This window comes from Rhizobium gallicum bv. gallicum R602sp, from assembly GCF_000816845.1.
GTDB lineage: Bacteria > Pseudomonadota > Alphaproteobacteria > Rhizobiales > Rhizobiaceae > Rhizobium > Rhizobium gallicum.
On record NZ_CP006877.1, the window covers coordinates 3,761,127 to 3,778,035 of the forward strand.

Genomic DNA, 16,909 nt, shown 5'->3' on the forward strand with positions numbered 1-16,909 from the left:
CACAGCCGCCATACGGATCACGAAAATTTTCGTGGCACGCTGGCATCATTGCCACACTAGGCATTTACAGCGCCATACTGCCCCCCTAAAGCTTTTGCACCGCAGCACGAAAGGAATGGAATGCTCCGCAGACTTTACGACTGGACCATGTCTCTCGCCGCCCGCAGATCGGCCGAGGTCTGGCTCGCCGTTATCGCCTTCGTCGAAAGCTCCGTCTTTCTCGTCCCGGCCGATGTCCTTTTTCTTCCCATGGCACTCGCCAAGCCTGAGCGATCATATCGATATGCGATCGTTGCCACGGCCGCCTCGGTTCTCGGCGGCATCGCCGGCTGGGCGCTCGGCTTCTATGCCTACGAGACCGTGGCGCGGCCGGTGCTGGAATTCTACGGAAAGCTCGATGCCTTCGAGCAGATGAAATCTTACGTCACTTACGAGACGATCCTGCTTTTGCTGGTGACGTCGGGACTGGCGCACCTGCCGCCGATCAAAATCGTGACGATTCTGTCCGGGGTGATTCACGTCAATATATGGCTGTTCGTCATCTCGGCGATCGTCGCCCGCGGCGCGCGCTTCCTATTCCTGGCGTGGCTGCTTCGCCGCTACGGTGAGCCGATTCGCCATTTCATCGAAAAGCGCTTGGGGCATATTGTCAGCATCGGTGCAGTGGTCGCCATCGTGCTTTATATTCTCTATCGCTACCTTGCCCACTGAGCCAAGCTCGCGGAGTTCCGCCATGACTGCCATTGCCTCGCCTCTTTCCCGCCCGGTCGTTCTCTATTCGCTATTCCTGGCCCTCGGCATGGCGGCGGTCGTCGGAACTGCACTCGGCTTCCAGTATCTCGGCGGCTACATTCCTTGTGCGCTCTGCCTGCTGCAGCGCGAGCCTTATTACTACGGCATTCCGATCGCGATTCTCGGCGCGCTCGCATCGCTTTTCGGTCTGCCGAACTGGGTCGCCCGTGCCCTGCTGTTGGCGGCAGGTATGCTGATGGTGGTCGGTGCCGGCATGGGTGTCTATCACGCGGGCGTCGAATGGCATTTCTGGGCAGGGCCGGCGACCTGCTCGACCAGTGCAGGGGCCATGACGCAGAATGCCGGCGACCTGCTTACGGAACTCAACACAATTACCGGCCCGTCCTGCACCGATGCGGCGCTGCGCGTTCTCGGTCTTTCCTTTGCGGGCTGGAATGTGATTGCGAGCCTGATCCTTGCGGCTTTCGCTTTCGTCGGCGTCCGCAAATCGGCATAAGGAAATAGCGGCAATCAGGGCTGCAGTTCGGTATCCCAGTAGAGATAGTCGAGCCAGCTGTCGTGCAGATAGTTCGGCGGAAAGAGCCGGCCGTTGTTGTGCAGGTCCTGCACGGTCGGCTGATACGGCTTCTGCGACGGGAACATGCCTGCCTGCTTCGGCAGCTTGCTGCCCTTTTTGAGATTGCAGGGTGAGCAGGCCGCCACGACATTTTGCCAGGTGGTCTCGCCGCCATGGGCGCGCGGGATGACGTGGTCGAAGGTCAGATCATCATTCTCGCCGCAATACTGACATTCGAATTTGTCGCGGAGAAAGACGTTGAACCGGGTGAAGGCTGGGTTCCGCGAAGGCTGAACGTAGGTCTTGAGGCAGACGACACTCGGAAGCCGCATCGAGAAGCTCGGCGAGGAAACCGAATGTTCGTATTCCGCAATGATATTCACACGGTCAAGGAAAACCGCCTTGATCGCGTCCTGCCAGGACCAGAGCGACAAGGGATAATAACTCAAAGGCCGGTAGTCAGCGTTCAGGACGAGCGCCGGCAGGGCCTGGGGGGAGACTGCAATCGTCAAGGTACTCTCCTGAGCGATTCGGCATCTGCATCCTTATATTAGGCCGGTTGTGACAGCCTTGTGAAGCCCAATAAATTCAGTCAATAACGACAATTCGATGAGCGTTGTCCATCAGCCGACCGGCAGGAGCCCGCGACCCAGTTTCTGAGCATAGTAAGCCCAAAAAAGCCTTGCTGCGACCGATCTCCAGGGAGACCAGACCATGGCAAGCGAGGCGAGCACTTTCGCATGCGGACGCTGTGCGAGACCAAAGGCAGCAGCGACGGCGTTCTGCAGGGCGACATCTCCTGATGGGAAGACATCGGCGTGCCCGCCGCAAAACATCAGATAGACTTCCGCGGTCCACGGACCAATCCCCTTCAACGCCGTCAACTCGGCAAGCGCCTCCGCCGGCGGCCTCGAGGAAAGCAGAGCGAGATCAAGGCGGCCGGATACGACTGCCTCGGCGATACCCGACAGTGTCGTCGCCTTGGCACGCGACAGACCGAATTCCCGCCAGGCATCCGGTCGCAGTGCGACATAGCTTTCGGCCGTCAGCACTCCTTCAGCAAGCGACATACGCCGCCAAATGGCATCGGCGCTTGCGCGCGAAACCATCTGCGAAACGATGATATGGGCAAGGCCCGCAAAACCCGGCTCGTGAAGGCGCAGCGGGATCGGACCCGCCTCCTTCGCAATATCGGCGAGCCGCGGGTCGAGACGAACCAGATGCTTCAGTCCCTCGCGGATATCCTCGTCGCTTCGAATGATCTGCACGTTGCCTCGCGATGGTTTCGAATTCGTGGCAGAAGAAAGCATGACCACGACTCAGCGTCAAAAGCCCATTTTCCGTTTTGCGCCCAGTCCCAACGGCCCGCTGCATCTCGGCCACGCGCTTTCGGCCTTCCTCAACCAGGATATGGCCGCAGCAATGGACGGACGCCTGCTGCTGCGCATCGAAGACATCGACCAGACACGTTGTACACCCGAATTCGAAGCAGGCATCTATGCCGATCTCGAATGGCTGGGAATCGACTGGGAGAAGCCCGTCCGGCGACAATCCGACCATTTCGCGGAGTATCAGACAGCATTGCATGGTCTGATCGAGCGCGGATTGGTCTATCCCTCGTTTCTGACGCGCGGCGAGGTGAAAGCCAGAGTGTCCGCTTCCGAAGCCGGAGGCAACCTCTGGCCGCGCGATCCGGACGGTTCGCCGCACTATCCCTCCGACGATCGCGACCGAAGTGAAGGCGAGCGGCGCAAGATGCTTGCTTCAGGCCTGAAACACGCTTGGCGTCTGGATATGGGGCGGGCACTGCAGGCTGCCGATCGTGTTTTATCATGGAACGAGACCGGCGACGGCGAGACCGGGGGGATTGCCGCCGATCCATCGGTGTGGGGGGACGTCGTTCTTTCGCGCTCGGATGCCCCCTCAAGCTATCACCTTTCGGTGGTTGTCGATGATGCGCTGCAGGCCGTCACTCATATCGTGCGCGGGCTCGACCTCTTTCACGCAACATCGGTCCACCGGCTGCTGCAGGTGCTGCTCGACCTGCCTCAGCCGGTCTACCACCATCATCGGCTGGTGAGGGATACAAAGGGTCGCAAGCTCTCGAAAAGCGATGGCGATACCGGGCTCGCGGATTTGCGTAGCAAGGGGCTATCGGCGGCCGATATCCGGGATCTTATCGGTCTTTGAAAGCTTGCTGCCCTGCCCGCTTAAAAAATTGCGGGCGAAGATGGCGCGCACCCGAAATTTCATCAGCGCCGCATTGATTTCCGCGCCAATGATGAAGATCACGCCGACCATGTAGAGGAAGATCAGCACGACCATCACCGATGCCAGACCCGCGTAGGTCGCTGTGTAATTCGCGAAGGTCGCGAGGTAAAAGGCGAAGATCAGCGCGCCCGCGAGCCAGAAAAGCAATGTCAGCAAAACCCCAGGGATAACGTCGTAAACGCGCCTGCGGCCGGCAGGCAGCCAGAGGTGAACGACGAGCAGACCGACCGTCAGCACGAAAAGCGTTCCGTAGATTCGCCAGCTGAAAACAATTTCGAGCGTATCGGCAAACAGCGGAAACCATTGCCGCGCGTAATCGAGAGCGAGCGGCACGGCGACGAGCAGGATGCTGATGGCGGCAAAAATGATCACCGCGATCAGCACATAACCGAGGCTGGCAAGGCGCGTGAAATACCAGGGCCTCGTCTCCTGTACGCGATAGGCGCGGTTGAGCGATATGCGCAGCGCCTCGACCCCGTTCGAGGCGAAATAGGCGGCCGCCAGCACCGAGACCGTCAGCAGTCCGCCGCGCGGAATCGTCAGCACCTGCAGCACCTGGTCGGCAACGGGTTTGGCGATCGCTTCCGGCCAGGTATCGAAAATGAGATGAACGGCCGTGGAGGAAAACTGGTCGGCTCCGAGGAAGTTTGCGAGCGTCGTGCCGAAGATCAAAAAAGGAAACACCGCCAGCAGGATCGACAACGCGACATGGCTCGCCATCGCGAAACCGTCATCCTCGATTAGGTGGCAGATCGCGTCGTATGCCACATCATAGAGCGTACGCACTATCTTCGGCATTCCACCCCCGGGCTTCGTCATTGTATCGTCGGTTCGAATATGGGAAACGAGTCCCAATTTGTACAGGAATCATTCCATGGCGGAGCAGCGCACCATCATCGTGACTGGATGCTCATCTGGCATCGGTGCCTATTGCGCGCGAGCCCTGAAGGTCGACGGCTGGCGCGTTTTTGCAGCGGTCAGAAAACAAGCCGACCTCGGACCGCTGCAGGATGAGGGCATCGAAGCCTTCCTGATGGACTATACGCGGTCGGATACGATCAGTGATTTTGTTCGCGATGTAGCCGAGGCAAGCGGCGGGCGCATCGACGCAGTTTTCAACAACGGCGCCTACGGCCAGCCCGGCGCGGTCGAGGATTTAACGACAGACGTGCTGCGAGCGCAGTTCGAAACGAATTTCTTCGGCTGGCATGAATTGACACGGCAAATACTGCCTCTGATGCGAAGGCGCGGCTCGGGCCGCATCGTACAATGCTCGTCCATTCTGGGCGTCGTGCCCTATCGTTTTCGCGGCGCCTACACCGCTTCGAAGTTTGCGCTCGAGGGGCTGAGCATCACGCTGCGCATGGAACTTCAGGGCAGCGGCATCCACGTGTGCCTGATCGAACCAGGCCCGATTGCCTCGCGCTTTACCGCCAACGCGCTCGCGAAGTTCAATGAACACGTCGACATCCGCAATTCGGTGCATGCGGCAGATTACCGCCGACAACTCGCGCGTCTTGACGGGACTGGCCCGAAGAATCGACATAAGCTTCAACCCGCCGCCGTCTATACTGTGTTGAAACACGCATTGAACTCGAACAGTCCGAAGCCACATTATCCTGTAACGACACCGGCAAAACAGGGCATGTTCTTGAAGAGGCTGATTCCGGCGGACCTTTTTTATCGCCTGATGCGCTGGACCGACTAACCAAGAAAGCCGACTTCCATGTCCACGGCCACTTATATTCTCGCGATCATCATCATGGGCCTCGTCGCGCTCGTGTTGGTCCGCGGCCTCTTCAACATGATGAAGGGCGGCGACGCGAACACTTCCAACAAGCTGATGCAGCTCCGCGTATTGCTGCAGGCGATCGCTGTGATCCTGATCATGCTGACCCTCTGGCTGACAGGAGGTGGCCGCCCTACTTAACGCCGGGAAGAGAGGGGACAGGCATGGTAACACTCAACAAGATCTACACGAAGACCGGCGACGACGGCACGACGGCGCTCGTTTGCGGGCCGCGCCGTCTCAAGTACGACCTGCGCGTGGAAGCCTATGGCACGATCGACGAGGTCAACTCCGCAATCGGCGTCGCAAGACTGCACATGCAAGGCATGCCGGTTCTTGAAAGAATGCTGACGCTGATCCAGAACGACCTCTTCGACCTCGGCGCTGACCTTGCGACACCCGACGACGGCAAGCCGCCGGTCCACGAGCCGTTGCGCATCATCGATACGCAGGTGGCGCGGATCGAGACCGAGATCGATGAACTGAATGCCGATCTGCAACCCTTGAAATCTTTCGTTCTGCCCGGCGGTCATTCGGCAGCTGCCTATCTTCATTTGGCGCGCACAATCGCGCGCCGCGCAGAAAGGTTGATGGTGGAACTTGCCCGCACGGAGGGCGAAATCGTCAGCGGAGCGGCCCTGAAATATGTCAACCGGCTTTCGGACTTCCTCTTCGTTGCCGCGCGCCACGCCAATGACCGCGGCAACGCGGATGTGCTTTGGGTTCCTGGAAAAAACAGATAGGCTTCTCGCGGTCACGATAGCCAGGGGCAGGCTTCATGTTCATACCGCTGCACGACGCCAATACGCTGAAACACATCAAGGTCCAGTGGGTGACGCTGGGCTTGATCGGCATGAACATTGCCGTCTGGCTTTTCACCGGCTTCTTCGCCCCGGAACAGACGGCTCAGGCGACATCAGTCGGCCTGGGCTACATACCGGCGGTCTCCTTTGACTATGCAACACTTGCACCCGGCCTCGCGATTGTTCCCGAGCCGCTGACCTACATCACCCATGCTTTTGTGCATGCCGGCTTCTGGCACCTCGTTTCCAACATGATCTTCCTCTGGGTCTTCGGCGATAATGTCGAGGATGCCATGGGCCATCTCCGCTTCCTGATCTTTTATCTCGTTTGCGGCGCCTTCGGCGCGCTTTGCCATGGCCTGCTCGTGTCGGAATCGCAGGCGCCGCTGGTCGGCGCCTCAGGTGCGATCTCAGGGGTGGTTGCTGCCTATGTCATCCTTCACCCGCGCGTGAAAATCTGGGTGCTGGTCTTCTTCCGTGTTCCATTGCCGCTTCCTGCCTTCGTGCCGCTGCTGCTTTGGATCGGCCAGCAGTTCTTCATGCTGCTTGTCGATCCGGACGGCAATGTTTCCTGGGGCGCCCATGCCGGCGGCATCGTCGCCGGCGCTGTTCTCGTCTTCTTCATGCGCCGCAAGGGTGTGCCGCTGTTCGACCGCGAGATCGTCACGCCCCGCGCCGTTTTCAGCACGCCCGCTGTGAGGCGGGCGGTCGTCGCCGCTGACGACGGAGCGCCCGGACACTGAAAAGAAACATGGCGTCGCCTCGAATATTGACGTGAACGTAAACGTCATATAATTCGAGACGCAATTTGTCTGTCTGCGACCGGCAAGCGTTGTATTTGGAGGAAAAACGCGTATCCATGTCGCCATTCGACAATCGGAGCGACGCCGAAGCGCGCATTTTCTTGGCGAAAGAGTTGAAGGAAGGACCCCATGAAAATTCTCGTCCCCGTGAAGCGGGTGGTTGATTACAATGTGAAGATCCGCGTCAAGCCGGATGGCACGGGCGTCGAGCTTGCCAACGTCAAGATGTCGATGAACCCGTTCGACGAGATCTCGGTGGAAGAGGCGCTGCGGCTGAAGGAAGCCGGCAAGGCTGAGGAAGTGGTCGTCGTGTCGATCGGTCCGGCCAAGGCCGAAGAGACGCTGCGCACCGCGCTCGCCATGGGTGCTGACCGGGCGATCCTGGTCGAGACCGACGAGACGGTCGAGCCGCTTGCCGTGGCCAAGATCCTCAAGGGCGTGGCAGCCGCCGAACAGCCGGGCCTGATCATCGTCGGCAAGCAGGCGATCGACGACGACTCGAACCAGACCGGCCAGATGCTCGCCGCGCTGTTGGGCTCTGCCCAGGCAACCTTTGCCTCGAAGATCGAGATTACCGACGGTAAAGCGACCGTCACCCGCGAAGTCGATGGCGGCCTGCAGACGATCGACATCAAGCTGCCGGCCGTCGTCACCACCGACCTGCGCTTGAACGAGCCCCGCTACGCCTCGCTGCCGAACATCATGAAGGCGAAGAAGAAGCCGCTCGACAGACAAAGCCCTTCCGACTTCGGCGTTTCCACCACCCCGCGGCTGAAGGTGCTGAAGACCGAAGAGCCAAGTGGCCGCAAGGCAGGCGTCAAGGTCAAGTCGGTCGCCGAGCTCGTCGAGAAACTCAGGACCGAAGCCGGCGTCCTCTAAGGCGAGAAAGGAAATACGACATGGCCATTCTGCTTCTGGCTGACCACGACAATGCAAGCCTTTCCGACCAGACCGCCAAGGCGCTGACCGCTGCCCGCCAGATCGGCGGCGATGTCACCATCCTGGTTGCCGGCAAGGGTGCCAAGGCTGCCGCCGATGCCGCTGCCAAGCTTTCCGGCGTCTCCAAGGTGCTGCTGGCCGAAAGCGACGAGCTTGCCAACAATCTGGCCGAGCCGCTGGCCGACCTGATCGTTTCGCTCGCCGGCAGCTACGACACGATCATTGCGGCTGCGACCTCGACCGGCAAGAACGTCGCTCCGCGCGTTGCCGCCCTCCTCGATGTGGCGCAGGTGTCGGAAATCATCGAAGTCGTCGCGCCTGACACCTTCAAGCGGCCGATCTATGCCGGCAACGCCATCCAGACGGTGCAGGTAACCGATGCCAAGAAGGTGCTCACCGTGCGCACCGCCTCCTTCGCTGCTGCGGCGACCAGCGGTTCGGCTCCGGTCGAGGCAATCCCGGCCGTTTCCGATCCGGGTCTTTCGACCTTCGTCAAGGACGCGCTGTCGGCTTCCGACCGCCCGGAGCTGACGTCGGCAAGGATCATCATCTCCGGCGGCCGCGCACTCGGCTCGGCCGAGAAGTTCAGGCAAGTCATCCTGCCGCTCGCCGACAAGCTCGGAGCGGCCGTCGGCGCAAGCCGTGCGGCCGTCGATGCCGGCTATGCGCCGAACGACTGGCAGGTCGGCCAGACCGGCAAGGTCGTCGCCCCTGAACTCTACATCGCGGTCGGCATTTCCGGTGCCATCCAGCACCTTGCCGGCATGAAGGACTCAAAGGTCATCGTCGCCATCAACAAGGACGAGGAGGCCCCGATCTTCCAGGTCGCCGACTACGGCCTCGTCGCCGATCTCTTCGAGGCCCTGCCGGAACTGCAGAAAGCTCTTTAAACGGGCAGAATGCCAGCTTTTCGCACTTGCGAATGACTGGAAAATTATCTCTTATGGAGCTACTACTGCTGCCGGGCGATCATTTTGCCCGGCAGTTTCATTAGAAAGAAAAATACGGGCGGAGCGGGCGGCTGCCACGGGGGTTTGGAGATGAGTGCGGTGTTGAAAACGATCGGTATTGTCGGCGCGGGCCAGATGGGCTGCGGCATCGCCCATGTTTCAGCAGCTGCGGGCTATAAGGTCCAGCTCTACGACCTGACGCAGGAACGCATCGAATCCGGTCTCGCGACCATCAATGGCAACCTTGCCCGGCAGGTAACGAGCGGCAAGATGACGGATGAGGAGCGCAAAGCAACCCTTTCCCGCATCTCCGGCTCCGCCAACCTCAATGACCTTGCTCCCTCCGACCTCGTGATCGAGGCGGCAACCGAGGAGGAAGCGGTAAAACGCAAGATCTATGCGCAGGTCTGTCCAGTGCTAAAGCCGGGCGCGCTGCTTGCGACGAACACGTCCTCGCTCTCCATTACCCGCCTGGCATCGGCAACGGACCGGCCTGAGCACTTCATGGGCATTCATTTCATGAACCCCGTGCCGGTTATGAAACTGGTGGAACTGGTGCGCGGCATCGCAACGGACGAAATTACGTTTTCGACCGCAAAGGAATTCGTCGCCTCGCTGGAAAAGACCGTCACGGTAGCTGAGGATTTTCCGGCCTTCATCGTCAACCGCATACTGCTGCCGATGATCAATGAGGCGATCTACACGCTCTACGAAGGCGTCGGCACTGTCGATGCCATCGACACGGCGATGAAGCTCGGCGCTAATCACCCGATGGGCCCGCTTCAGCTTGCCGATTTCATCGGCCTCGACACCTGCCTCTCGATCATGCAGGTGCTGCACGACGGCCTCGCCGACTCCAAGTATCGCCCCTGCCCGCTGCTGGTAAAGTATGTCGAGGCCGGCTGGCTCGGCCGCAAGTCCGGCCGCGGCTTCTACGATTATCGCGGCGATACGCCCGTCCCGACGCGGTAGCCCTAAGACCCTGTTGCACCCTGGATCAGTGCCTTCGCATCGCCGCTATCCCATGCGGCAGGGCCGTTCATCGCCGAAACCAGGCACCCATTGTCGTCGATGAGCAACGTCACCGGCAGGCCGAAAGCAAGCCCTTCTTTCTTGAGGCTGTTGAAAACGCCGATCGTATTGTCGCGATAGAACTGCAGGGAATCGACGCCGGTTTCGCTTAGGAAAGCCTTCGGTTTCTCGTCATCTCCAGTGTCGATATTGACCGCGACGACCTGGAATTTGTCACTGCCCATCTCCTTCTCCAGCGCGTTCAGCGCCGGCATTTCCTCGCGGCAGGGCACGCACCACGTGGCCCAGAGATTGAGAAGCACGGTCTTGCCCGCAAAACTCTCGAGCGTCACCGGTTTGCCGTCCGGACCGTTGAAGGCGACTGAGGTGAGCTTTCGTGGCGCGTTGACAGCAACCATCGCCGCCACCGCGCCTTTGGCGAGCGGCGTAATCTTCTGGACGAGATCCTTGGTCGCAGTGCATTCGGCAGAGGCCGTTTCACCGCCGGCATTGCCATACCCGGCTTCCTTAATGTAAACCGCTGCCGCACCGGCAATTACGCCTGCGACGGCGGCTACCGCGATCAATTTCAAGGATGGCAGCCTGAACAGCTTTTTTGTCGTCATTTCATTCTCCAGGGCATGCGCCCTTAAGACAGGCATCTTTCATGGCCGACGGCACAAAGGACACCAAATCCTCAAACCAGATGTGGGGCGGACGTTTCGCATCCGGCCCCGACGCGATCATGGAGGAGATAAATGCCTCGATCGGTTTCGACAAGAAGCTCTTTGCCCAGGATATCCGTGGATCGATCGCCCACGCGACGATGCTTGCCCATCAGGGCATCATTTCTGTGGACGATAAGGACAAGATCGTTCACGGACTAAGCACGATCCTGTCAGAAATCGAAACCGGCAATTTCGAATTCTCCCGCCAGCTCGAAGATATTCACATGAATATCGAAGCCCGCCTTGCCGCGCTGATCGGCCAGGCTGCCGGCCGCCTGCACACCGCCCGTTCACGCAATGACCAGGTAGCGCTCGACTTTCGTCTCTGGGTGAAGGAAGAGCTGCAGAAGACTGAAGCGATGCTGACGACCCTCATCGCAGCCTTCCTCGACCGCGCTGAAGAACATGCCGAAAGCGTCATGCCGGGCTTCACGCACCTGCAGACTGCTCAGCCCGTCACCTTCGGCCACCATTGCATGGCCTATGTCGAAATGTTCGGCCGCGATCGTTCGCGCGTACGCCACGCCATCGAGCATCTGGACGAAAGCCCCATTGGCGCTGCAGCGCTGGCCGGGACCGGCTACCCGATCGACCGCCACATGACGGCAAAGGCGCTCGGCTTCCGGGAACCTACGCGTAACTCGATCGATACCGTCTCCGACCGCGACTTCGCCATCGAGTTCCTGTCGATCGCCGCGATCTGCGGCATGCATCTCTCACGCTTGGCCGAAGAGATCGTGATCTGGTCGACGCCGCAATTTGGTTTCGTGCGGCTTTCCGATGCATTTTCGACCGGCTCGTCGATCATGCCACAGAAGAAGAACCCCGACGCCGCCGAACTCGTGCGTGCCAAGACCGGCCGCATCAACGGCTCGCTGATTGCGCTGCTGACGATCATGAAGGGCCTGCCGCTCGCCTATTCCAAGGACATGCAGGAGGACAAGGAACAGGTGTTCGACGCGGCCGAGAGCCTGGAACTTGCGATCGCCGCCATGACCGGCATGGTCCGCGACATGACGGTCAATACGCAGCGCATGAAAGCCGCAGCCGGTTCCGGCTATTCGACGGCCACCGATCTCGCCGACTGGCTGGTGCGCGAGGCGGGACTTCCGTTCCGAGATGCACATCATGTGACCGGCCGTGCCGTGGCGCTTGCCGAAAGCAAGGGCTGCGACCTCGCCGAACTGCCGCTTGCCGATCTCCAGTCCATCAACCCGGCAATCACCGACAAGGTCTACGAGGTCTTGACTGTCGAGGCTTCGGTTGCAAGCCGCAAGAGCTTCGGCGGAACGGCACCCTCCGAAGTGAGGAAGCAGATCGCCTTTTGGCGGGCTCGCAACTGAGAAAACAATCAGGGTGCACAAGGCGGATAAACTTCGCTATGAAGATGTCCACCAGCGCCGCTCCAAGAGGAATCCCATGCAGACCAGCTTGCCGCACCTCATCCGCCTGACGGTTGTCTTTGCCGTCATCGGCCTTGCCGTTGCCGGATGTGGACGCAAGGGCGATCTCGATCCGCCGAGCGCGATGGCAACGAAGGAAGGCGACGTATCGAAGCCGACGAAACAGCCGGGCGCCGTCGACAAGCCATTCCTTCTCGATCCTTTGCTTTGATAGGCACGTCCCGTGAACCACTTCGAATATCGCGACGGCATCCTTTACGCCGAGAACGTCCCCGTTCCGGAGATCGCCAAGGCCGTCGGCACGCCTTTCTATTGCTATTCGACCGCAACGCTTGAGCGCCACTACCGGGTCTTCGCCGAAGCCTTCAGCGATATCGATTCCATGGTCTGCTATGCGATGAAGGCGAATTCGAACCAGGCTGTGTTGAAGACCCTCGGCAGGCTCGGCGCCGGCATCGACGTCGTGTCCGAGGGCGAATTACGCCGCGCGCTTGCTGCCGGCATCCCAGCAAGCCGCATCATGTTCTCCGGCGTCGGCAAGACGCCCCGTGAGATGGACTTCGCGCTCGAGGCCGGCATCTACTGCTTCAATGTCGAATCCGAACCGGAACTCGAAATCCTCAATCAGCGCGCCGTCAAGGCCGGCAAGAAGGCACCTGTCTCCTTCCGCATCAATCCGGACGTCGATGCGAAGACGCATTCGAAGATCTCGACCGGCAAGAAAGAAAACAAGTTCGGCATTTCCTGGGAACGCGCTCGCGCCGTCTATGCACAAGCCGCCAAGCTGCCCGGTATCGAAGTCACCGGCATCGACATGCATATCGGCAGCCAGATCACCGAGCTGCAGCCCTTCGACGATGCCTTCAAGCTGTTGCGCGAACTGGTCGATACCCTGCGTGCCGACGGCCACGACATCCACCATGTTGATATTGGTGGCGGCCTTGGCATCCCTTACAAGGAAGACAACGAGCCGCCGCCACTGCCAGATGCCTACGCGGCGATCGTCAAGAACCAGCTCCGCGGGCTGAACTGCAAGATCGTGACTGAACCGGGCCGCCTGATCGTCGGCAACGCCGGCATTCTCGTTACCGAAGTTATCTATGTAAAGGATGGTGGCGAAAAGACCTTCGTCATTGTCGATGCGGCAATGAACGATCTGATCCGCCCGACGCTTTACGATGCCTGGCACGAAATCCGGCCCGTCGTGATCTCAGCGGCAAATGCTCCGCGCATCAAGGCCGATATCGTGGGGCCGGTTTGCGAGACCGGGGACTATCTGGCGCTCGATCGAGAGATGGCGATGCCGAAGCCGGGCGATCTGTTTGCGGTCAGTTCCGGCGGCGCTTATGGTGCAGTGCAGGCAGGCACCTATAACAGCCGCCTGCTGGTGCCAGAAGTTCTGGTGAAGGGCGCCGATTTCCATGTAATTCGGCCCCGCCGAACCTACGAAGAACTGATCGGCCTCGACTCCGTACCCGCCTGGATCGAGTGACAGCCTCATCACTTTTTGGCGAATAGAGGTGAAAAAACGGCTTTGCCGACCGCCTGCCCTCGCCTTCGCCACAAAGAGTGTTATCTTTTCTCCATGCGAGCATATTGCCTAGCAAGCGCCGGAAGCGCCCTCCATTACTCCAGCATCAACTGGCGGAGACCGGATTGACGAACAGCCCCCGCAGGCAAAGACATGGCGCGTTTGCCCTTCGGCCCTCTCTCGCGAGGCTCGTCGCGGTAAAGCGGTTCTTTGCGCGCCTGGTACTCGTATCCGAGCAGGTCCTGCCACCGCTTGTCCCGGTTCTTTCCGCCGTGGCCTTCTATCTGGCAGCGTCCTGGTTCGGCCTCTTCCGCTCCGTTCCTGACTTCATGCGTGTCGGGCTGCTGATTGCCTTCGCCATCGCCTTCCTCGCCGCGCTCATCCCATTTCGCAATCTCCGCTGGCCCAATACCGCCGAAGCCGACCACCTGCTTGAGGAGCGCAACGGCCTACCGCATCAGCCGGTGACGGTGCAGGAAGATGAACCGGCCGTCGACACGCCCTTCGCAAAGGCGCTTTGGCGCGAACATCAGACGCGGATGGCGAAGAAGATAGCAGCCCTCGACACTGGCTTCCCCCGCCCGGACATCGCAACCCACGACCGTTTCGCGCTGCGTGCCATCCCGGCGCTCCTTCTCGTCACGGCCTTCGGTTACTCGCTTTCGACCAACGGCGGCTCAATCACCGACGCGCTGCAGCCACCCGTCGCGCCGGCAGCGACCAATCCGGCTGTGCGTATCGACGCATGGGTCACCCCGCCCTCCTATACCAGCCGCGCTCCGGTCTATCTGACGGCAACCGGCACTGAGCAGGCGATCAACATTCCGCAGTTCTCGAACCTGACCGTTCGCGTCAGCGGCGGGCAGACGAAAGACGAAAAGGTCTTATTCAGGAAAGAAAGCGGCGAGGTGCGGGAAATCGCATCCGAGGCAAAGGCAAATCCGCAGCCTGGTGCTGCGCCGCAGGCGAAGCCACAGGGTCCTGCCACGCCAGTACTTGCCGCACAGACACATTTGATGAAGCTTGAGGAAAACGGTGCGCTGCTCGTCAATGGCCGCAGGTGGAACTTCAATGTCATTCCCGACAAGGCACCCGAAATTGCCTTCGACGGATTGCCCAAACCCAGCGTAAACGGGGCGCTGGAAATCGGCTTCACGGTAAAGGATGATTACGGCGTGCAGGAAGCGCGTGCAGAAATCCTGCCGGCCCAATCCGATCCGGAGGCAAAGCCGCTTTATCCATTCCCCGATTTCCGGCTCGACATTCCGCGCCGCAACGCGCGTGATGCCAAGGCTGTGACCAGCAAGAACCTGACCGAGCATCCGCTGGCCGGAAAGCGCGTACGCGTAACGCTGGTCGCCAAGGATGCAGCCGGCCAGACCGGCCGGAGCCCGCCGCATGAAATGACGCTGCCGTCACGGCCGTTCAACGAACCGCTGGCCGCAGCCGTTGCGGAAGAACGCCAGGTTTTCGCACTCGATACCCGCAAGATGCCGGAAGCGATCGCTCTTAACGAGGCGCTGACGATCCGTCCTGAAGAAACGATTCCCAAGCTCACCAACTATCTGCTGCTGCAATCGGCGCACACGCGCATGAAGCTCGCCAATGGCGACGAGCAGTTGAAGGATACGGCCGACTATCTCTGGGATATCGCAATCGGCATGGAGGATGGCGACCTTTCGCTTGCAGAACGCAACCTGCGCAACGCCCAGCAGAATCTCGCCGACGCGCTTCAGCGCAATGCGCCGGACCCGGAGATCAAGAAGCTCATGGACGAGCTTCGCAAGGCGATGAACGAATACATGAAGGAACTGGCTCAGCGCATGCAGAATGCGCCGATGCAGCCGAACCAGAACGCGCAGAACGTCATCCGCCAGCAGGATCTGGAGCGCATGATGGACCAGATCGAGAATCTGGCCCGTTCAGGCAACCGCGATGCCGCTCAGCAGATGCTTTCAGAATTGCAGCGCATGATGAACAACCTACAGGCAGGCAGGCCGCAACAGGGACAGCAACAGCAGGGCGACAACAGCCAGATGCGCCAACAGATGGACAAGCTTGGCCAGATCCTCCGCGACCAGCAGAAGCTGATGGAGCAGACCTTCAAGCTGGACCAACAGTTGAAGGACCGTATGCAGCGCGGCGACCCGAATATGGGTATGAACGATCCGCTACTTGACCAGATGATGCCAGGCCAGGATGGCCAGCCGCAGGATCAGCAGCAGGGGCAGAACGGCGAACAGGGGCAGTCACCGTCGGAGCAGATGACCGAGGAGCAATTGCGCGATGCGTTGAAACAGCTCCGAGCACAGCAGGATGCGCTTGGCAAGCAGCTCGGCGAACTGCAGAAAGGCCTTGGCGAGATGGGTATGAAACCCGGACCGGGCTTTGGTCAGGCACAGCGCGAAATGGAAGGTGCCGGGCGCGAACTCGGCCAGGGCCGCGGCGAACCGGCCCTCCAGGGCCAGGGCCGTGCGCTGGAAGCGTTGCGCCAGGGCGCCCGGGACATGATGAACCAGATGATGCAAGCGCAACAGGGCCAGCAAGGCCAAGGGCCACAAGGTCAGGTTGGCCAGGGCAACCAGAACGGCCGCGATCCGCTCGGTCGTCCGCGTCGCGCAGAGGGTCCGGATTTCGGCGATCAAGTGAAGGTACCGGACGAAATCGACGTGCAGCGCGCACGCGAAATTCTCGATGCGATCCGCGAAAAGCTCGGCAACAACCCGCCTCAGGAGATGGAGCGGCGCTATCTGGAACGGCTGCTGGATATTCAGTAGCTGAGCTTGGATCGCAATGCGCCACCCAACTCCTAGGGTGCAGTGGATTCTCTTTCAAATGATGGGTCGCTCACGGCGCCGACGCAGCGTGGTGGAATTCCTGTCAAGGACAGGAATGGGGAGCAGGGAAGGTGTCGCCAACCTGTCTCACGCAGCCAGCGCCCGGGCAACCGCTTTTCGGATGTCTGGAAGTGCAAACGGCTTCGACACGACGTCGACGATCTTTTCTGCAAGGTCATCGGCCCGTTCGCGCTGCTCGGCATAGCCCGTCATCAGCAGGATTTTGAGCGTCGGAAAGGCCGATTTCGCCTGATGCGCAAGCTCGATGCCGTCCATGACCGGCATGCGGATGTCGGAAAGCAGTAGATCATAGACCCCGTCCTTCAGCTTCTCCAGCCCCTCGGCGCCATCGGCGGCTTCGTCGGTCTCATGACCGTCAAGGCGCAAGGCCCGGGCGACGAAAGAGCGAAGCGAATCTTCGTCTTCCGTGATCAGAATTTTTGCCATGATGTGCATCGCTCCGTCTTCATGCCCCGGAACGGAAATTGCACGGCGTTCCTTTTCGATCGGTAAACGAAAGAAGGCGATGGAAGGG

General features: G+C 60.2%; 19 protein-coding genes. 14 read left to right on the top strand and 5 right to left on the bottom strand.

Translation table 11 applies throughout. The features are described from left to right. The first annotated feature begins 120 nt into the window (after window positions 1-120). A complete protein-coding gene (locus RGR602_RS18380; RefSeq protein WP_039846271.1) occupies window positions 121-711 on the top strand; it encodes a YqaA family protein in 591 nt (196 codons plus the stop codon). A 22-nt stretch (window positions 712-733) separates the two neighbouring features. Continuing rightward, the gene (locus RGR602_RS18385; protein WP_039846272.1) at window positions 734-1,249 is read left to right on the top strand and encodes a disulfide bond formation protein B; all 516 of its coding nucleotides are present in this window, start codon (window positions 734-736) and stop codon (window positions 1,247-1,249) included. A gap of 14 nt (window positions 1,250-1,263) precedes the next feature. On the opposite strand, the gene RGR602_RS18390 is transcribed toward RGR602_RS18385, so the two are convergent. Next, window positions 1,264-1,821 (bottom strand): HNH endonuclease, encoded by a 558-nt coding sequence (locus RGR602_RS18390; protein WP_022718785.1) that lies wholly within the window; start codon window positions 1,819-1,821, stop codon window positions 1,264-1,266. A 111-nt stretch (window positions 1,822-1,932) separates the two neighbouring features. Continuing rightward, window positions 1,933-2,619 (bottom strand): DNA-3-methyladenine glycosylase family protein, encoded by a 687-nt coding sequence (locus RGR602_RS18395; RefSeq protein ID WP_039846273.1) that lies wholly within the window; start codon window positions 2,617-2,619, stop codon window positions 1,933-1,935. On the opposite strand from RGR602_RS18395, the gene gluQRS reads away from it, so the two are divergent. Further along, on the top strand, window positions 2,618-3,499 hold the full coding sequence (gene gluQRS, locus RGR602_RS18400) for a tRNA glutamyl-Q(34) synthetase GluQRS (RefSeq protein WP_039846274.1): 882 nt from the start codon (window positions 2,618-2,620) through the stop codon (window positions 3,497-3,499). The two genes, RGR602_RS18395 and gluQRS, sit on opposite strands and share 2 nt — an antisense overlap. Here the strand turns inward: gluQRS and RGR602_RS18405 are convergent. Further along, window positions 3,461-4,378, bottom strand: a complete 918-nt coding sequence (locus RGR602_RS18405) for a YihY/virulence factor BrkB family protein (protein ID WP_039846275.1) — start codon at window positions 4,376-4,378, stop codon at window positions 3,461-3,463. The genes gluQRS and RGR602_RS18405 overlap by 39 nt on opposite strands. A 76-nt stretch (window positions 4,379-4,454) precedes the next feature. On the opposite strand from RGR602_RS18405, the gene RGR602_RS18410 reads away from it, so the two are divergent. From RGR602_RS18410 to RGR602_RS18440, 7 genes are all read left to right on the top strand, one after another. Then, a complete protein-coding gene (locus RGR602_RS18410; RefSeq protein WP_039846276.1) occupies window positions 4,455-5,288 on the top strand; it encodes an SDR family oxidoreductase in 834 nt (277 codons plus the stop codon). 18 nt (window positions 5,289-5,306) lie between these two features. After that, window positions 5,307-5,510, top strand: coding sequence for a twin transmembrane helix small protein (locus tag RGR602_RS18415; RefSeq protein WP_039846277.1), 204 nt, complete (start codon window positions 5,307-5,309; stop codon window positions 5,508-5,510). Window positions 5,511-5,533: 23 nt separating this feature from the next. Then, window positions 5,534-6,112, top strand: a complete 579-nt coding sequence (locus RGR602_RS18420) for a cob(I)yrinic acid a,c-diamide adenosyltransferase (protein WP_039846278.1) — start codon at window positions 5,534-5,536, stop codon at window positions 6,110-6,112. 35 nt (window positions 6,113-6,147) lie between these two features. After that, window positions 6,148-6,915, top strand: a complete 768-nt coding sequence (locus RGR602_RS18425) for a rhomboid family intramembrane serine protease (protein ID WP_039846279.1) — start codon at window positions 6,148-6,150, stop codon at window positions 6,913-6,915. A 189-nt stretch (window positions 6,916-7,104) separates the two neighbouring features. After that, window positions 7,105-7,854, top strand: a complete 750-nt coding sequence (locus RGR602_RS18430; RefSeq protein ID WP_039846280.1) for an electron transfer flavoprotein subunit beta/FixA family protein — start codon at window positions 7,105-7,107, stop codon at window positions 7,852-7,854. A 20-nt stretch (window positions 7,855-7,874) separates the two neighbouring features. Then, window positions 7,875-8,804: an electron transfer flavoprotein subunit alpha/FixB family protein gene (locus RGR602_RS18435; protein WP_039846281.1), complete on the top strand. Its 930-nt coding sequence runs from the start codon at window positions 7,875-7,877 to the stop codon at window positions 8,802-8,804. A 150-nt stretch (window positions 8,805-8,954) separates the two neighbouring features. Continuing rightward, window positions 8,955-9,836 carry a 3-hydroxybutyryl-CoA dehydrogenase gene (locus RGR602_RS18440; protein WP_022718092.1) on the top strand — a complete coding sequence of 294 codons (882 nt, stop codon included), beginning with the start codon at window positions 8,955-8,957 and terminating at the stop codon, window positions 9,834-9,836. A gap of 2 nt (window positions 9,837-9,838) precedes the next feature. Here RGR602_RS18440 and tlpA read toward each other — a convergent pair whose 3' ends face one another. Next, complete coding sequence (gene tlpA, locus RGR602_RS18445; protein WP_039846282.1) at window positions 9,839-10,501, bottom strand: thiol:disulfide interchange protein TlpA; 663 nt, start codon at window positions 10,499-10,501, stop codon at window positions 9,839-9,841. Window positions 10,502-10,542: 41 nt separating this feature from the next. Here tlpA and argH point away from each other — a divergent pair, with 41 nt between their 5' ends. From argH to RGR602_RS18465, 4 genes are all read left to right on the top strand, one after another. Further along, window positions 10,543-11,946: an argininosuccinate lyase gene (gene argH / locus RGR602_RS18450; RefSeq protein ID WP_039846283.1), complete on the top strand. Its 1,404-nt coding sequence runs from the start codon at window positions 10,543-10,545 to the stop codon at window positions 11,944-11,946. Between the two features lie 76 nt (window positions 11,947-12,022). Continuing rightward, a complete protein-coding gene (gene lptM, locus RGR602_RS18455) occupies window positions 12,023-12,217 on the top strand; it encodes an LPS translocon maturation chaperone LptM (RefSeq protein WP_039847016.1) in 195 nt (64 codons plus the stop codon). Between the two features lie 12 nt (window positions 12,218-12,229). Next, window positions 12,230-13,498: a diaminopimelate decarboxylase gene (gene lysA, locus RGR602_RS18460; RefSeq protein ID WP_039846284.1), complete on the top strand. Its 1,269-nt coding sequence runs from the start codon at window positions 12,230-12,232 to the stop codon at window positions 13,496-13,498. 164 nt (window positions 13,499-13,662) lie between these two features. Then, window positions 13,663-16,314: a TIGR02302 family protein gene (locus RGR602_RS18465; protein WP_039846285.1), complete on the top strand. Its 2,652-nt coding sequence runs from the start codon at window positions 13,663-13,665 to the stop codon at window positions 16,312-16,314. Between the two features lie 147 nt (window positions 16,315-16,461). On the opposite strand, the gene RGR602_RS18470 is transcribed toward RGR602_RS18465, so the two are convergent. Then, window positions 16,462-16,821, bottom strand: a complete 360-nt coding sequence (locus RGR602_RS18470; RefSeq protein WP_039847017.1) for a response regulator — start codon at window positions 16,819-16,821, stop codon at window positions 16,462-16,464. Window positions 16,822-16,909 lie beyond the last annotated feature (88 nt).